The following is a 16,388-nucleotide window of genomic DNA, read 5'->3' as shown; positions in this document are numbered from 1 at the left end:
GCCGGCTGTTCGAACACCGCCGCTCCGCCCGCCGCCGGTCCGCTCACACCCCCGGCTCCGCCGCGACCCGCCCCGCCCGCACGGCCGCCACCAGGTCGGCGTGATCCGCCTCGGTCCGGTCGGCGTAGGCGACGGAGAAGGCGGCTATCGCCTCGTCCAGCTCCTCGTTCTTGCCGCAGTAGCCGGAGATCAGACGCGGGTCGGCGCTGTGCGCGTGGGCACGGGCCAGCAGGGCACCGGTCATCCGGGCGTAGTCGTCGATCTGGTCGGCGGCCAGCGCCGCGGGGTCGACGCTGCCCTTCCGGTTGCGGAACTGGCGCACCTGGAAGGGCCGCCCCTCCACCGTCGTCCACCCCAGCAGCACGTCGCTGACCACCTGGATGCGCTTCTGCCCGAGCACCACACGCCGCCCCTCGTGCTCCGGCTCCGGCGTCTCGAAACCGGCCGTCGCCAGATGCGGGACCAGGGCCGACGGGCGTGCCTCCTTCACCTGGAGGACCAGCGGCTCACCGCGGTGGTCCAGGAGCAGGACGACATAGGACCGCGTGCCCACGCTGCCGGTGCCCACGACCCGGAAGGCCACGTCGTGCACCGCGTACCGCGCCAGCAGGGGGTGCCGGTCCTCGGGGAGCGTCGTGACATAGCTGTCCAGCGCCGCCACGACCGCCGCCGCCTCCGCGTCCCCGACCCGGCGCAGCACCGGCGGCGCGTCCACGAACCGGCGCCCGCCGTCCTCGGTCCGCTCCGTCGACCTCGCCGCGAAACGGCCGCTGGTGTTGGCCCGCGCCTTCTCCGCGACCCGCTCCAGGGTGCCGAGCAGATCATGGGCGTCGGCGTGGGAGACGAGCTCCTCGTCCGCGATGGCGTTCCACGCGTCCAGCACCGGGAGCCGGGCCAGCAGGCGCATGGTGCGCCGGTAGGCGCCGACCGCGTCCCGCGCGGCCAGGCGGCACACGTCCTCGTCCGCGCCGGCCTCCCGGCCCGCGAGCACCAGCGAGGTCGCGAGCCGCTTCAGGTCCCACTCCCAGGGACCCCACAGCGTCTCGTCGAAGTCGTTCAGGTCGATGATCAGGCCGCCCCGCGCGTCGCCGTACAGACCGAAGTTCGCCGCGTGCGCGTCCCCGCATATCTGCGCGCCGATCCCGGTCACCGGGGTGCGGGCCAGGTCGTACGCCATCAGCCCGGCCGAACCGCGCAGGAAGGCGAACGGCGTCGCCGCCATCCGGCCCACCCGTATCGGCGTCAGCCCGGCGATCCGGCCGAGGTTCGACTCCTCGACTGCGGTCACGGCGTCCGGGCGGGCACCGTCCACGTCGAAGCGGGCGTGCTCCGCTCGCGGCAACCGCGCGCGCAGCGCCTTCCCCTCCGCCTTGGGCGCGCCCCCGGCGTCCCGGTCGGCGAACCCGCGCACCCGCGGCAGCCGGCGAACCCCCGAGCCCGGCTCCGCGCCCGGGCCCGCCGCCGACCCCGGCTCGACCGCGCCCGCCGCGCGCTCGGCAACGACCTCGGTCATGACGACCGCCTCCCCCACATCCCGCGCTTCCGCACTTCCGCGTTCCCGCACGAACATCAACTCGTGCCGACCGTACAGCGGGTGGCCGAAACGCGTCAGGGCCTGTGGACAACCCCGGTCCTGTGGAAAAGAGGAGGGAAAGGAACCCGGGGAGACCCCGAGCCGGGTGGCCGTCATCAGTACGGCACGCCGTCAGCAGTACGGCACGCGTCAGCAGTACGGCACCCCGAGGCCCGCCGTCAGCAGTTCCCGGGCCGGTCCTTGTCCGGCAGATGCTTCATCGCCCAGCCTCCCAGCTCCGCCAGCGCCGGCTCCAGCGCGGCACCGGCCTCCGTGAGGCGGTACACCACCCGCAGCGGCGGCCCCTCGTACACCTCGCGCACCACGAGCCCCGCGGCCGTGAGCTCCGTGAGCCGGTCGGAGAGCATGCGCTCGCTGATCCCGGGGATGGCCCGGCGCAGGGCGACGAAGTAGGCGGGGCCGGCGGTCAGCACCGACACGATCGGTCCGGTCCAGCGCTTGCCGAGCAGCTGGAAGACGCGGGTGATGCCCTCGTCCACCCGCTTGCAGCTCGCTACGTCGTGACTCTCCTCACCCGCCATGCCTTCAAGAGTACTGGCCTTCCGTGTGGGGATGAAAAAAAGTAAGTGACTGTGCTATCCATAGTTAGGTACGAAATTAGAGCCCCTGAGGAAAGTTCGACCCTCATGGTGGCAGCTCACCCCTATACGCCCTTTTGATCCCCTGCTTGGAGACGTCATGGCCACCCTTCTGCACATCGACTCCTCGGTCTTCCCGGCCGGTGCCTCTTCGTCCCGCACCGTCACCGAGGCCTTCCGGCGGACCTGGGAGGAGCAGCACCCCGACGGCACGGTGATCCACCGCGACCTCGCCGCCCGCCCGGTGCCGCACATCTCCGCGCCCGCCCACACCGCCGCTTTCGCCGACCCGGCCACGCACACCCCCGAGCAGACCGCCGCCTTCGCGGAGCGTGTGAAGCTGATCGAGGAGCTGGAGTCCGCGGACGCCGTCCTGGTCGGCGCGCCGATGTACAACCTCGCGATCCCGTCGACGCTCAAGGCGTGGCTCGACAACGTGATCCTCATGGGCCGCACCGTCGGCGAGGTCCAGCCCCTGAAGGGCACCCCGGTCACCGTCGTCGCCAGCCGTGGCGGCGCGTACGGCCCGGGCAGCCCGCGTGAGGGGTACGAGTACGTGCAGAACTACCTGTCGGCGATCTTCAAGGACTTCTTCGGCGCCGATCTCACGTTCATCGTGCCGGAGCTCACCATGGCCCCGGCCGACCCGAAGATGGCCGACCTGGTCCCCCTCTTCGAGGCCTCGCGCGAGCGCGCCCTCGACGAGGCCGCCACGACGGCCAAGTCGCTCGTGCAGCGCCTCGCGGCCTGACGCCGGCGGGCTTCTGACCTGAGAGGTTCATCACAGGGCGGGTCATCGGAGTCAGCTGCCGGCCCGCCCGCGCGGCGGCCACGTGGTGAACACAACAGAAGAGGCGGCACCGTGTGAACGGTGCCGCCTCTTCGTCTGTGCGCGAGGGGGGAGTTGAACCCCCACGCCCTTGCGGGCACTGGAACCTGAATCCAGCGCGTCTGCCTATTCCGCCACCCGCGCATTGGGTGTGTCCTCAGGGCCTTTCCGTGCGGTCCGGCGCCTTCCGACACCCAGAACATTAGCACGCTCGCCAGGGTGGATTCACATCCCTTATCCGCAGGCAGCCGCCGTGCGACCGGCGTACGGACGACAGGCGCGCGCCCACCAGCGCAGTCGCGTCCTGACCCGTGGCCGCCGCACACACGTGCGTGGCGTGGGCCACGTCCGCCGGCGTCCGCCGCCCGGACACGGCGAGGCCACGGCCCCGTCCGCTCCGTATCGGCGAGAACTTGTTCACGTATCAACCTCGTACCGGTACGCGCATCTCCCCACGACGGGACCGGGGTCCGCGGTCAGGTGCGGGACACTGGTCTGCGGCCCCCTCTACGATCCATGGCAGGACACCGCCCATGAGGAGTTCGAAGGGGAGCTCCCAGGGGAACTTCGAGGGCGTCGACACCCGTCGACCGGGCCGACAGGGGGAACCAGCCGATCGACCGGCGCGTGGATACGATCAGTAAGCAGTACCAGGTAAGGCAGTACCCGCCCCGCGGGATGCAGGACGTAGGCAACGACGGAGGAGGTGCCCCATGGGAGTCCTGAAGAAGTTCGAGCAGCGTCTCGAAGGTCTGGTCAACGGCACCTTCGCCAAGGTGTTCAAGTCCGAGGTGCAGCCCGTGGAGATCGCCGGAGCGCTGCAGCGCGAGTGCGACAACAACGCCACGATCTGGAACCGCGACCGCACGGTCGTCCCCAACGACTTCATCGTGGAGCTGAGCGCGCCGGACTACGAGCGGCTGAGCCCCTACTCGGGTCAGCTCGGCGACGAGCTCGCGGGCATGGTCCGCGACTACGCCAAGCAGCAGCGCTACACCTTCATGGGCCCGATCAAGGTCCACCTGGAGAAGGCCGACGACCTCGACACCGGCCTGTACCGGGTGCGCAGCCGCACCCTCGCCGGCTCCACCGACCAGCAGGCCGGCGGTCCCCAGCGGCCCGCCCCGGCCGGACGCCCCGGCGCCCCGGGCGGCTACGGCTACCCGCCGGCCGCCGCGCCCAGCGGCGCCCCGCCGATGCCGGCCGCGCCGCCCCCCGGCGGCTACGGCTACCCGCAGCCCGCCGGCGGCGCGCGTCCTCCCGCCGCCCCGGCGCCCGGCGGACGCACCCGCTACTGGATCGAGATCAACGGCACCCGCCACCAGATCTCCCGCGCCACGCTCGTGCTGGGCCGCAGCACCGACGCCGACGTGCGGATCGACGACCCCGGCGTCTCCCGCCGGCACTGCGAGATCCGGACCGGAACGCCCTCGACGATCCAGGATCTCGGGTCCACCAACGGCATCGTGGTGGACGGGCAGCACACCACCCGCGCTACGCTCCGCGACGGCTCGCGGATCGTCGTGGGCAGCACCACCATCATTTACCGGCAAGCCGAAGGGTGAAGCGGGGGCAATGTCAGAGCTGACCCTCACGGTCATGCGGCTGGGTTTCCTGGCCGTACTGTGGCTGTTCGTGATCGTGGCCGTGCAGGTCATCCGCAGCGACCTGTTCGGTACGCGTGTCACCCAGCGCGGGTCGAGGCGAGAGGCCGGACGGCAGCCGCAGGCCGCCCGCCAGGCCGCCGCGCCGCCGCAGCAGCGCGGCCAGCAGGCGGGCGGCCGCCAGCGCCGCAACGCCCCCACCAAGCTGGTCGTGTCCGAGGGCACCCTCACCGGCACCACCGTCGCCCTCCAGGGCCAGACGATCACGCTGGGCCGGGCGCACGACAGCACGATCGTGCTGGACGACGACTACGCCTCCAGCCGGCATGCCAGGATCTACCCGGACCGCGACGGCCAGTGGATCGTCGAGGACCTTGGCTCCACCAACGGCACGTACCTCGACCGAACGCGGCTGACGACCCCCACGCCTGTTCCGCTGGGCGCGCCGATCCGCATCGGCAAGACCGTCATCGAGCTGCGGAAGTAGTACGAACATGAGCGAGCGGAGCGAGCACGCAGCGGTGGCCCCCACCCAGGGCCCCGGCGCGCTCCCGACCGGAGGGTGGGCACCGTGCGGATGTACCCGGAGCCGACGGGCGAGGTGCGCATGAGTCTGTCACTGCGCTTCGCCGCCGGATCGCACAAAGGCATGATCCGGGAGGGCAACGAGGACTCCGGATACGCCGGACCCCGCCTGCTCGCCATCGCCGACGGCATGGGCGGCGCGGCCGCCGGCGAGGTCGCCTCCTCCGAGGCCATCTCCACCATCGTGGCGCTCGACGACGACGTCCCGGGCTCCGACCTGCTCACCTCGCTCGGCACCGCCGTGCAGCGCGCCAACGACCAGCTGCGCTCGATGGTCGAGGAGGACCCGCAGCTGGAGGGCATGGGCACGACGCTCACGGCCCTGCTGTGGACCGGGCAGCGCCTCGGCCTCGTCCACGTCGGCGACTCGCGCGCGTACCTGCTGCGCGACGGCGTCCTCACCCAGATCACGCAGGACCACACCTGGGTGCAGCGCCTGGTCGACGAGGGCCGGATCACCGAGGAAGAGGCCACGACCCACCCGCAGCGCTCCCTGCTGATGCGCGCTTTGGGCAGCGGCGACCATGTGGACCCGGATCTGTCGATCCGCGAGGTCCGCGCCGGCGACCGGTACCTGATCTGCTCCGACGGCCTGTCCGGCGTCGTGTCCCACCAGACCCTGGAGGACACCCTCGCCAGCTACCAGGGCCCGCAGGAGACGGTCCAGGAGCTGATCCAGCTCGCCCTGCGCGGCGGCGGCCCCGACAACATCACGGTGATCGTCGCGGACGTCCTCGACCTGGACACCGGCGACACCCTCGCCGGGCAGCTCTCCGACACCCCGGTCGTGGTCGGCGCGGTCGCCGAGAACCAGCAGCACCACCCGCACGACAACGGCATCATGCAGACGCCCGCGGGCCGCGCCGCCGGGCTCGGCCGCCAGGTGCCCGGCCAGGGCGGAGGCGAGTTCGGCCCGCCCGGCTCCGGCGACACCACCAGCTATGCCCCGACGAGCGGCTTCGGCGCCTACACCGACGACGACTTCGTCAAGCCCGGCAAGGGCCGCAAGTGGCTGAAGAGATCCCTCTACACGGCCCTGGCTCTCGCCGTCGTCGGCGGCGGCATGTACGGCGGCTACCGCTGGACGCAGACGCAGTACTACGTCGGCACGAACGACGAGCACGTCGCGCTGTACCGCGGGATCAGCCAGGACCTGGCCTGGGTGTCGTTGTCGAAGGTGGAGACGGACCACCCCGAGATCGAACTCAAGTACCTGCCGCCCTACCAGCAGAAGCTGGTGGAGGCGACCATCGCCGAAGGCGGCCTGAAGGACGCTCAGGCGAAGATCGACGAACTGGCGCTGCAGGCGTCCGCGTGCAAGAAGCGGGCCGAACGCCAGGCCGCCGAGAGCGAGAAGAACGCGAAGACGGGCGAGGGCGAGGCCGGAGGCACCACGGGAACCACCCGTACCTCCCTCACGTCCAAGGCGACATCGACGCCGACGACCAGCCCTTCGACCCCACCTCCCTCGTCCACCTCCCCGACACCGACTGCGACGCCGACCCCCGGCCCGACCCTCTCGGAGGAAGAGCAGAAGGTCGTCTCGAACTGCGGTACGCAGTAGGCAAGCCGTGAGAGGCCCCGTCACACGATGAGCAGTACTACGAACTCGCCGACGCACCACACGTCCACGATCGGCGCCATCGGAGCGCCGAGCCGCCGCAACACCGAACTCGGGTTGCTGGTCTTCGCGGTCGTGATCCCGGTGTTCGCCTACGCCAACGTGGGTCTGGCGATCAACGACGAAGTGCCGGCCGGCCTGCTCGCCTACGGCATCGGCCTGGGCCTGCTGGCAGGCATAGGCCATCTCGCCGTACGCAAGTTCGCGCCGTACGCGGACCCGCTGATGCTCCCGCTGGCGACGCTCCTCAACGGGCTCGGACTGGTCATCATCTGGCGGCTGGACCAGTCGAAGCGTCTTCAGGCGAGCAAGACGTTCGTCGAGGCGGCGCCGCGCCAGCTGCTGTACTCGGCCATGGGCGTGGCCCTGCTGGTGGCCGTACTGATCTTCCTCAAGGACCACCGCGTCCTGCAGCGCTACACCTACATCTCCATGGCCGGAGCGCTGTTCCTGCTCGTCCTCCCGCTGATCCCGGGACTCGGTGCCAACGTCTACGGCGCCAAGATCTGGATCAAGATCCCCGGCCTCGGCACGCTCCAGCCCGGCGAGTTCGCGAAGATCGTCCTCGCGGTGTTCTTCGCCGGCTACCTCATGGTCAAGAGAGACGCCCTGGCACTGGCCAGCCGTCGCTTCATGGGCCTGTACCTGCCCCGCGGCCGTGACCTCGGACCGATCATCGTCGTCTGGATGATCTCGATCCTCATCCTGGTCTTCGAGACCGACCTCGGTACGTCCCTGCTGTTCTTCGGGATGTTCGTCATCATGCTGTACGTCGCCACCGAGCGGACCAGCTGGATCGTCTTCGGTCTGCTGATGTCCGCAGTCGGCGCCGTGGGTGTGGCGAGCTTCGAGCCCCACATCCAGACGCGTGTGAACGCCTGGCTCGACCCGGCGAACGAGTTCAAGCTGAGTCGGTCGGGAGCGCTCGGTCACACCGAGCAGGCCATGCAGGCCCTCTGGGCCTTCGGCTCCGGCGGCACCCTCGGCACCGGGCTCGGCCAGGGCAACTCCGACCTCATCGGCTTCGCCGCCAACTCCGACTTCATCCTCGCCACCTTCGGCGAGGAGCTCGGCCTGGCCGGCGTCATGGCGATCCTGCTGCTCTACGGCCTGATCGTCGAACGCGGTGTCCGCACGGCCCTCGCGGCCCGCGACCCCTTCGGCAAGCTGCTGGCCGTCGGCCTGTCCGGCGCCTTCGCCCTCCAGGTCTTCGTCGTCGCCGGCGGTGTCATGGGTCTCATCCCGCTGACCGGTATGACGCTGCCCTTCGTGGCGTACGGCGGTTCCTCCGTGATCGCCAACTGGGCCCTGATCGGCATCCTGCTGAGGATCAGCGATACGGCCCGCCGTCCCGCGCCGGCCCCGGCGCCCAACCCCGACGCCGAGATGACCCAGGTGGTCCGCCCGTCATGAACAAGCCCCTGCGCCGGATCGCGATCTTCTGCGGACTCCTCGTACTGGCCCTGCTGATCCGCGACAACTGGATCCAGTACGTCCAGGCCGACGAGCTGAGGACCGACAAGAACAACCGTCGCGTCATCATCGAGCGCTACAGCACCCCGCGCGGCAACATCATCGTCGACGGCAAGGCCATCACCGGCTTCAAGGAGACGACGGGCAGCGACTTCAAGTACAAGCGGACGTACACCAACGGCCCCATGTGGGCGCCGGTCACCGGGTACGCCTCGCAGGCCTTCGGGGCCACGCAGCTGGAGTCCATCGAGGACGGCATCCTCACCGGCAACGACGACCGCCTGTTCTTCCGCAACACCCTGGACATGATCACGGGCAAGGAGAACAAGGGCGGCAACGTCGTCACCACGCTCAACGCCGCCGCGCAGAAGGCCGCGTACAACGGCCTGAAGGCGCGGGGCGGCAAGGGTGCCGTCGCGGCCATCGAGCCGTCCACCGGCAAGATCCTGGCGCTGGCGTCCTACCCGTCGTACGACCCGTCGTCCTTCGCGGGCAACTCCACGACCACCGACTCCAAGGCGTGGACGGGTCTGCAGAAGAAGAACAACCCCGCCGACCCGATGCTCAACCGGGCGCTGCGCGAGGTCTACCCGCCCGGCTCGACCTTCAAGGTCGTCACCGCGGCCGCCGCCCTGCAGCACGGCCTCTACAAGGACGCGGACGAGAAGACGGACTCCCCCGACCCGTGGGTCATGACGGGGACGAACACCAAGCTGCCCAACGAGGGCAACATCCCCTGCAAGAACGCGACGCTGCGGGTCGCCCTGCAGTACTCCTGCAACACCGTCTTCGGCAAGGTCGGGGCGGACCTCGGCAACGAGAAGATGCTGGAGACCGCGAAGGCGTTCGGCTTCACCGAGGAGCAGTTCACCCCGGTCCGCGCCACCGCCTCCATCTTCTCCGACGACATGAACCCCTCGCAGACCGCGCTGTCCTCCATCGGCCAGTTCAACACCGCCGCGACGCCGCTGCAGATGGCCATGGTCGCCTCCGCCGTCGCCAACGGCGGCACGCTGATGAAGCCGTACATGGTCGACGAGCTCCAGACGCACAACCTGGACGCCATCGAGAAGACGGACCCGGAGGAGCTGGGCAAGCCGCTGTCGGCGGCGAACGCCCAGATCCTGCAGTCGATGATGGAGACGGTCGTCGAGAAGGGCACCGGCCAAAACGCGCGAATCCCGAACGCCACCGTCGGCGGCAAGACCGGTACCGCGCAGCACGGTGTGGACAACAGCGAGAACCCCTACGCGTGGTTCATCTCCTACGCCAAGGTCGGCGACAGCGCCCCGGTGGCCGTGGCCGTGGTGGTCGAGGACGAGAACGCCGTCCGTGACGACATCTCCGGCGGCGGTCTGGCGGCGCCCATCGCGAAGAGCGTCATGGAGGCGGTCATCAACAGCAAGAAGTGACCCCGCTCACGTCCCCTTCACATCGGTGCACGTTGCGATACCGGTCCTGTATCGGGTTACGGGCTTGGCCAGGTCACGCAGGATGAGCCGGGTACGGTATGCCCGGACGGACCACCGCCACACCCACAAGGGTGAGGGCGGGACCGACGGAGAGGGCTGGTAGGTAGCTATGGAAGAGCCGCGTCGCCTCGGCGGCCGGTACGAACTGGGCCAGGTGCTCGGTCGTGGTGGCATGGCGGAGGTCTACCTCGCGCATGACACCCGGCTCGGCCGCACCGTGGCGGTGAAGACGCTGCGGGCGGACCTCGCGCGCGACCCGTCCTTCCAGGCCCGGTTCCGCCGGGAGGCCCAGTCGGCCGCCTCGCTCAACCATCCCGCGATCGTGGCGGTCTACGACACGGGCGAGGACTACATCGACAACGTGTCGATCCCGTACATCGTCATGGAGTACGTCGACGGGTCCACGCTGCGTGAGCTCCTGCACAGCGGCCGCAAACTGCTGCCCGAGCGGGCCATGGAGATGACCATCGGCATCCTCCAGGGCCTGGAGTACGCCCACCGCAACGGCATCGTCCACCGCGACATCAAGCCGGCGAACGTCATGCTGACGCGCAACGGCCAGGTCAAGGTCATGGACTTCGGCATCGCCCGCGCCATGGGCGACTCCGGGATGACGATGACGCAGACCGCGGCCGTCATCGGCACCGCCCAGTACCTCTCGCCGGAGCAGGCCAAGGGCGAGCAGGTCGACGCCCGCTCCGACCTGTACTCCACCGGCTGTCTGCTGTACGAGCTCCTGACGGTCCGTCCGCCGTTCGTCGGCGACTCACCGGTCGCGGTCGCGTACCAGCACGTGCGCGAGGAGGCCCAGGCCCCGTCGGTCTTCGACCCCGAGATCACGCCCGAGATGGACGCGATCGTGCTGAAGGCCCTGACGAAGGACCCCAACTACCGCTACCAGTCGGCCGACGAGATGCGCACCGACATCGAGGCCTGCCTCGACGGCCAGCCCGTCGCCGCCACGGCCGCGATGGGGTCCGTGGGCTACGGCGGCTACCCCGACGACCAGCCGACGACGGCCCTGCGCCAGCAGGACGCCGGCGCCACGTCGATGCTGCCGCCCATGAACCCGGACGACGGCGGCTTCGGCTACGACGACCGCGTCGACCGGCGCCGGCAGAAGAAGTCCAACACCTCCACGATCCTGCTGGCCGTCGCGGCCGTGCTGGTCCTCGTGGGCGCGATCCTCATCGGCAAGTGGGTCTTCGACGGAGGCACGGCGAGCAACAGCCAGGTAGCCGTGCCGAACGTCGTCGGCGAGACGGAGAGCAGCGCGAGGGATCTGCTCAGCAACGTCGACCTCGAACTGGGACAGGTCACGAAGAAGGAGTGCGAGAACCAGCCCAAGGGCAAGATCTGCTCGCAGAGCCCCGATTCGAAGACCAAGGTCGACAAGGGCTCGACGGTCGACGTCGTGGTGTCCACCGGCGCCCCGAAGGTCACCGTGCCGAGCGTGATCGGGATCAGTCTGGAGGACGCCCGCAAGAAGCTCGAGGGCGACGACTTCCAGTTCACGATCAAGACCGAGACGCGTGAGGTCTCCTCCGAGGAGCCCGGCACCGTCCTCGACCAGGACCCGGCGCGCGGCGAAGAGGTCGAGAAGGGCTCCACGATCACCCTGACCGTCGCCAAGGAGCAGGAGCAGTCGACCGTCCCGGACGTCGTCGGCCGTACCTGTGACGAGGCGAAGGCGCAGATGGAGGACAACGACCTCACCGGCAACTGCACCGAGGTCGAGACCCAGGACCCGAACCAGGTCGGCAAGGTCATCTCCACGTCCCCGGGGGCCGGCAACAAGGTCGACAAGAACTCCACGGTGACCATCCAGATCGGCAAGCAGGCCGAGCAGAAGGCGCAGGTGCCCAACGTCGTCGGTCAGACGGTCGGCCAGGCCAAGCAGACCCTGCAGCAGGCCGGGTTCACTAACATCCAGTTCGAGAACGGCAGCGACCAGGGCGACAACGCCCTCGTCGTCCGGCAGGACCCCAACGCCGGCCAGCAGGTCGACCCCGCGAAGACCACGATCAAGCTGACCACGGTCGGCTTCAACGGCGGCGGGAACAACGGAGGCGGCAACAACGGCGGCCCCTTCGGTTGATCGAACCGCACGAAGGAGCCCCGGTGTCCTGGAGAGGGCACCGGGGCTCCTTCGCGTGCGGGGATCGCGTCCGTGTTTCCTGAGTCGCCGGCGTCAGTGGGTCAGCGCAGTTCCTTCGGCGGCGTGCGCTGCTCGTCCACCTTCTCGACGCGCTGCAGCTCGCCCCACACGACGTACCGGTAGCGGCTCGTGTAGACCGGCGTGCAGGTCGTCAGGGTGATGTAGTGGCCCGCCTTGGTCTTCCCCGACTCCTTCGGGACGTCCCCGAGGACCTGGACGTTGTACTTCGAGGTCTCCGGAAGGACGGAGTAGACCTTGTAGACGTACCACTTGTCCTTCGTCTCGAAGACGATCGGATCGCCCTCGGCGAGCTTGTGGATGTTGTGGAACTTCGCGCCGTGCCCGTCCCGGTGCGCCGCGAGGGAGAAGTTGCCCTTCTTGTCCGACGTCGGCAGCGTCGCCTTGACCGGGTCCGTGTAGTACCCGGCGACACCGTCGTTGAGGATCTTCGACGATGTGCCCTTCTCGACGAGGATCTCGCTCTTGCTCATCGCGGGGACGTGGAGGAAGCCGATGCCGGCCCCGGAGTCGAACTCCGGGGGACGGCCGGAGCCGTCGTCCTGGTGGGCCCAGCCGTCGCGGACCTTGTCGGCCTCTTTGTCGGCCGCCCGGTCGGCGAGGACGTTCGTCCACCACAGGGAGTAGACGACGAACAGGCCCATCACCAGGCCCGCCGTGATGAGGAGTTCGCCGAAGACGCTGATCACCGCCGCCACGGGACCAAGACGGCGGCGGCGTTCCGGCCGGCGCGGGGACTGACGCGTCGCGGAGCGGTCCGCGTACTCGGTGTCGTCGGTGGTCGATGCCACGTTCATCTGCCCTTAACTGACGAGCGCATCCGGCTTGCCCTTGCTGCGCGGCCGTTCCTCGACCATCTTGCCCCAGACGATCAACCGGTACTTACTCGTGAACTCCGGCGTGCACGTGGTGAGCGTGATGTAGCGGCCCGGCTTGGTGAATCCCGATCCCCGCGGGACCGGCTCCAGCACGGTGACGTTGCTCGGCGACGTCACCGGCAGGACCGACGCCATCTTGTACACGAAGAACTTGTCCTGCGTCTCCACGACGATGTCGTCCCCGGGGGTGAGCCGGTTGATGTACCGGAACGGCTCGCCATGGGTGTTGCGGTGCCCGGCCAGCCCGAAGTTGCCGGTCTTGGCGTCCGGCATCGCCGTCTTCAGCTTGCCCTCGCCGTAGTGGCCGACCATGCCCCGGTCCAGCACCTGCTTGTTGCTGATGCCCTCGGCGATCGGCACGACGACGTCCAGCTTGGGGATGTGCAGCAGGGCGAAGCCCTGGCCCGGTTCGAAGCTGCCCGGGTTGCGTTTGCCGCTCGCCCAGTCGTTCTGGAGGCTGCTGGCCTCCTTGTCCGCCTGCGCGTGCGCCCGGACGTTCGTCCACCACAGCTGGTAGCTCACGAACAGCAGCATCAGCACGCCGGTGGTGATGAACACCTCGCCGAGGGCCCGGCTCACCAGCGTCGCGGCGCTGGGTCTGCGGGCGCGAGCCTGCCGCCGGGCCTCCAGGCGTGAGCGGGGGGCCGTGGGAGCGTCCGACTCCGTCTCCGTGGTCTCCGGGTCCGGCCGTCCGGCGCCACGGCGCCCATGACGCCGCTTGGCGGCCTTCCTGCGGGCCGCACGGCCGCCCACGGGGGATTCGTCGGGGCTGTCCGCCGAACGCCCGCCAGAGCGCGCTCCGACGGCGGCAGCGGTGTCGGCTATCCGCAGGGCGACGGTCTCGTCGTCCGGGGGCGGTATGTACGTCTGCTGCGGCTGGGCGTGCTCCGGCCGGCTGGGCTGCGGCTGCTGCTGGGCGTACGGCTCCTGGTACGCGTCCGTGCCGTACGTCTGCGCCCCGTACCGCTCGCTGCCGTAGCCCTCGGTGCCGTAGCCGCCCTGGGCCGGGGTGGCGGCCGTGCTGGCGCCGTACCAGTCCCCGTGCGCACCGGGGTCCCCGTACGGCTGCTGCCCGTACGGGGTGCCCTGGTCGCCGGCGCCGCCGTAGGAGTCCCCGGAGGACTGCCCGTAGGCGGTGCCGGACTCGCGCTCGGGGCGCAGCGCGGTCACGCCGTGGCCCTGCCCACCACCGGGGCGAGCCCCGCCGACCTCGCCACCGCGCCCTCGTCGCCGCACTCGGCCAGCCAGTTGGCCAGCATCCGGTGCCCGTGCTCGGTCAGCACGGACTCGGGGTGGAACTGCACCCCTTCGACCGGGAGTTCTCGGTGCCGCAGCCCCATCACGATGCCGTCGTGGGTGCGGGCCGTCACCTGCAGCTCGGCGGGCACGGTCGCCGGCTCCGCGGCCAGCGAGTGGTAGCGGGTCGCCGTGAACGGGGTGGGCAGCCCGGCGAAGACGCCCTCGCCCTCGTGCTCGACCAGCGAGGTCTTGCCGTGCAGCAGCTCCGGGGCCCGGTCCACCACACCGCCGTACGCCACCTGCATCGACTGCATGCCGAGGCAGACCCCGAAGACCGGGACGCCGGTCGCGGCGCAGTGCCGCACCATGTCGACGCAGACCCCGGCCTCCTCGGGGGTGCCCGGGCCCGGCGAGAGCAGCACGCCGTCGAAGCCGTCCTGGGCGTGGGCCATGGAGACCTCGTCGTTGCGCAGGACCTCGCACTCGGCGCCCAGCTGGTAGAGGTACTGGACCAGGTTGAAGACGAAGCTGTCGTAGTTGTCCACGACGAGGATGCGCGCGCTCACTGGTTGTCCACCGTCACATCGTTGAAGGGCAGCAGAGGTTCGGCCCACGGGAAGACGTAGTTGAAGAGGACGTAGACCACGGCCATGACCAGCACGAGGGAGATCAACGCCTTCAGCCATGCGTTCCCCGGCAGATGCCGCCAGATCCAGCCGTACATGCCGTCCCTTCCGTCGCATCACGGCACCAGAATCACGCCGTACCGTCACCAGACTAACGGCGCAGGGCCTTCGGTTTCCCGGCCTCCACAGGCTGCGTGGAGTCCAGGTGGGCCCACACGATCAGCCGATGACTGTGCCCCCACTCGGGATCGCACGTGGTCAGCGTCAGATAGCGGCCCTCACGCGTATACCCCGACTTACGGGGCACAGGGTCGATCACCTCAATGTCGGAGGGCACTGTTTTGTAGGGGCCTTTGTCGATCCTGTACGTGAACCATGAGGTCCCGTCGGTCAGCACCACCGCGTCGCCCGGCCGCAGCCTGGGGAAGTCCTTGAAGGGGTCCCCGTAGGTCCGCCGGTGACCGGCGACCGAGAAGTTGCCCCTCTGCCCCAGCTGGGCGGTGTTCGCGTAGTGGCCGAGCCCCTTCTTCAGGGTCTTGGTGGCCGTGCCTTCGAGCACCGGCTTGTTCCACGTGAAACCAAGGCGCGGGATGTACATGATCGCGAAGGGCTTGTCCGCCGTGTACGGGGCGGGTGCCGGCGGGCGCGCGGGCGCCTGCGGAGCGCCGGACGGCAGCGGAGTGCCTGGCGTCCCGGGCGAGGGCCGCGTCGCGCTCCGGGCCCACTGTTCCTGTAACTGGTCGATCTGGTCGTCCATGACGCTGTCGGCCCGTACGCCGGTCCAGAACAGCACGTAGACGACGAAGAGGACGATCACCGTGCCCACAGTGACGCACAGCTCGCTGACGGTCCTGACGACGACGCGCACCGGCAGCTCCAGTGAGGATCACTCCACGGGCTTGGCGTACTGCAGATCCACTGTGCCCGAGTAGCCCGGCAGAGTCACCGTCCCGTCCTCCGTGACTTTCCAGCCCAGCCCGTAGACGTTGACGTAGACCATGTAGTTCTGGATCGCCCGGGAGGCCGCGAGGGCCTGCTGCATCTTCTCCGGATCCCCGACCGCCGTGATCTTGTACGGCGGTGAGTACACCCGGCCCTGGAGGATCAGGGTGTTGCCCACACAGCGCACGGCACTGGTGGAGATCAGCCGCTGGTCCATGACCTTGATCCCCTTGGCGCCGCTCTCCCACAGGGCGTTCACCACGGCCTGGAGGTCCTGCTGGTGGATGACCAGGTAGTCCGGCTGGGGCTCGGGATAGCCGGGGAGCTTGGCGGTGGCGTCCGGCGGCGCGTCGTTCAGCGTGACGGTGATCGCCTCACCGGTCAGCTTCTGCGTCCCCGCCCTCGTCTCCAGCGCGGACAGCTTGGCGTCCTCGGCCTTCGTGCTGCCGTCGTCCCGTTCGGCGAGCGCCTCCACGTCGTTGCGCAGAGCGGCGTTCGTCTCGTCGAGCCGGCCGTTCTCGTGACTGCGCTCCTGGATGAGGTCGGACAGTTTCAGCAGCGAGGCGTCCGTACGGATGTCGGTGCCCTTGGCGGTGTTGAAACTGGTGAAGAAGATGAGCCCGGCCAGGGCGAAGACGGCGGCGGTGAGCACCCGTACGGGCCGGAATCGGCCACGGACAGGGCTGGATCCCGTACCGGGGGAGTCGGCAGAATTGCTCAACGTACCCTTATCTCCTTCGGCGCCACGGAAGCACTACGCTAACGGACGCC

15 protein-coding genes and 1 tRNA gene are annotated in these 16,388 nt (G+C 69.6%); 7 read left to right on the top strand and 9 right to left on the bottom strand.

Annotation, left to right across the window (positions count from 1 at the left end):
* Window positions 1-43: 43 nt before the first annotated feature.
* Together ACFV46_RS20270 and ACFV46_RS20265 are read right to left on the bottom strand one after the other, a co-directional pair.
* The gene (locus tag ACFV46_RS20270) at window positions 44-1,513 is read right to left on the bottom strand and encodes a DUF2252 domain-containing protein (RefSeq protein WP_385499058.1); all 1,470 of its coding nucleotides are present in this window, start codon (window positions 1,511-1,513) and stop codon (window positions 44-46) included.
* A gap of 239 nt (window positions 1,514-1,752) precedes the next feature.
* Window positions 1,753-2,115 carry a helix-turn-helix domain-containing protein gene (locus tag ACFV46_RS20265; protein ID WP_361929441.1) on the bottom strand — a complete coding sequence of 121 codons (363 nt, stop codon included), beginning with the start codon at window positions 2,113-2,115 and terminating at the stop codon, window positions 1,753-1,755.
* 157 nt (window positions 2,116-2,272) lie between these two features.
* Between ACFV46_RS20265 and ACFV46_RS20260 the strand changes: the two genes are divergently transcribed.
* On the top strand, window positions 2,273-2,923 hold the full coding sequence (locus tag ACFV46_RS20260) for an NAD(P)H-dependent oxidoreductase (RefSeq protein WP_361929443.1): 651 nt from the start codon (window positions 2,273-2,275) through the stop codon (window positions 2,921-2,923).
* A gap of 138 nt (window positions 2,924-3,061) precedes the next feature.
* Here ACFV46_RS20260 and ACFV46_RS20255 read toward each other — a convergent pair.
* Window positions 3,062-3,145 (bottom strand) — tRNA-Leu (locus ACFV46_RS20255).
* Window positions 3,146-3,714: 569 nt separating this feature from the next.
* On the opposite strand from ACFV46_RS20255, the gene ACFV46_RS20250 reads away from it, so the two are divergent.
* The 6 genes from ACFV46_RS20250 (at window position 3,715) to pknB (ending at window position 11,854) form a co-directional block, all read left to right on the top strand.
* Window positions 3,715-4,566 carry an FhaA domain-containing protein gene (locus tag ACFV46_RS20250; protein ID WP_385499057.1) on the top strand — a complete coding sequence of 284 codons (852 nt, stop codon included), beginning with the start codon at window positions 3,715-3,717 and terminating at the stop codon, window positions 4,564-4,566.
* A gap of 10 nt (window positions 4,567-4,576) precedes the next feature.
* Window positions 4,577-5,092, top strand: a complete 516-nt coding sequence (locus ACFV46_RS20245) for an FHA domain-containing protein (protein ID WP_361929447.1) — start codon at window positions 4,577-4,579, stop codon at window positions 5,090-5,092.
* Window positions 5,093-5,182: 90 nt separating this feature from the next.
* Window positions 5,183-6,754 carry a Stp1/IreP family PP2C-type Ser/Thr phosphatase gene (locus ACFV46_RS20240; protein ID WP_385499137.1) on the top strand — a complete coding sequence of 524 codons (1,572 nt, stop codon included), beginning with the start codon at window positions 5,183-5,185 and terminating at the stop codon, window positions 6,752-6,754.
* A gap of 27 nt (window positions 6,755-6,781) precedes the next feature.
* On the top strand, window positions 6,782-8,224 hold the full coding sequence (locus ACFV46_RS20235) for an FtsW/RodA/SpoVE family cell cycle protein (protein WP_361929450.1): 1,443 nt from the start codon (window positions 6,782-6,784) through the stop codon (window positions 8,222-8,224).
* Entirely contained in the window at window positions 8,221-9,696 is a 1,476-nt protein-coding gene (locus ACFV46_RS20230) for a peptidoglycan D,D-transpeptidase FtsI family protein (RefSeq protein ID WP_385499055.1), read from the top strand. Before ACFV46_RS20235 ends, ACFV46_RS20230 begins: the two co-directional genes overlap by 4 nt.
* A 169-nt stretch (window positions 9,697-9,865) precedes the next feature.
* Entirely contained in the window at window positions 9,866-11,854 is a 1,989-nt protein-coding gene (pknB, locus tag ACFV46_RS20225) for a Stk1 family PASTA domain-containing Ser/Thr kinase (protein WP_385499053.1), read from the top strand.
* 101 nt (window positions 11,855-11,955) lie between these two features.
* On the opposite strand, the gene ACFV46_RS20220 is transcribed toward pknB, so the two are convergent.
* The 6 genes from ACFV46_RS20220 to ACFV46_RS20195 are packed head-to-tail and all read right to left on the bottom strand — an operon-like array spanning window position 11,956 to window position 16,338.
* Window positions 11,956-12,729 carry a class E sortase gene (locus tag ACFV46_RS20220; RefSeq protein WP_361929457.1) on the bottom strand — a complete coding sequence of 258 codons (774 nt, stop codon included), beginning with the start codon at window positions 12,727-12,729 and terminating at the stop codon, window positions 11,956-11,958.
* Between the two features lie 6 nt (window positions 12,730-12,735).
* Window positions 12,736-13,980 carry a class E sortase gene (locus tag ACFV46_RS20215; RefSeq protein WP_385499052.1) on the bottom strand — a complete coding sequence of 415 codons (1,245 nt, stop codon included), beginning with the start codon at window positions 13,978-13,980 and terminating at the stop codon, window positions 12,736-12,738.
* The gene (locus ACFV46_RS20210) at window positions 13,977-14,615 is read right to left on the bottom strand and encodes an aminodeoxychorismate/anthranilate synthase component II (RefSeq protein ID WP_385499051.1); all 639 of its coding nucleotides are present in this window, start codon (window positions 14,613-14,615) and stop codon (window positions 13,977-13,979) included. Before ACFV46_RS20210 ends, ACFV46_RS20215 begins: the two co-directional genes overlap by 4 nt.
* The gene (locus tag ACFV46_RS20205) at window positions 14,612-14,773 is read right to left on the bottom strand and encodes a hypothetical protein (RefSeq protein ID WP_086866155.1); all 162 of its coding nucleotides are present in this window, start codon (window positions 14,771-14,773) and stop codon (window positions 14,612-14,614) included. Before ACFV46_RS20205 ends, ACFV46_RS20210 begins: the two co-directional genes overlap by 4 nt.
* 53 nt (window positions 14,774-14,826) lie before the next feature.
* Window positions 14,827-15,543, bottom strand: coding sequence for a class E sortase (locus ACFV46_RS20200; protein WP_385499050.1), 717 nt, complete (start codon window positions 15,541-15,543; stop codon window positions 14,827-14,829).
* A gap of 18 nt (window positions 15,544-15,561) precedes the next feature.
* Window positions 15,562-16,338: a DUF881 domain-containing protein gene (locus ACFV46_RS20195; protein ID WP_361929468.1), complete on the bottom strand. Its 777-nt coding sequence runs from the start codon at window positions 16,336-16,338 to the stop codon at window positions 15,562-15,564.
* Between the last annotated feature and the right edge of the window lie 50 nt (window positions 16,339-16,388).

Source organism: Streptomyces sp. NPDC059852, from assembly GCF_042731455.1.
In the GTDB taxonomy this organism is placed as follows: Bacteria; Actinomycetota; Actinomycetes; order Streptomycetales; family Streptomycetaceae; genus Streptomyces.
The sequence above is the reverse complement of the archived record's forward strand: the minus strand, read 5'-3'. Positions and strand labels throughout refer to the sequence as shown.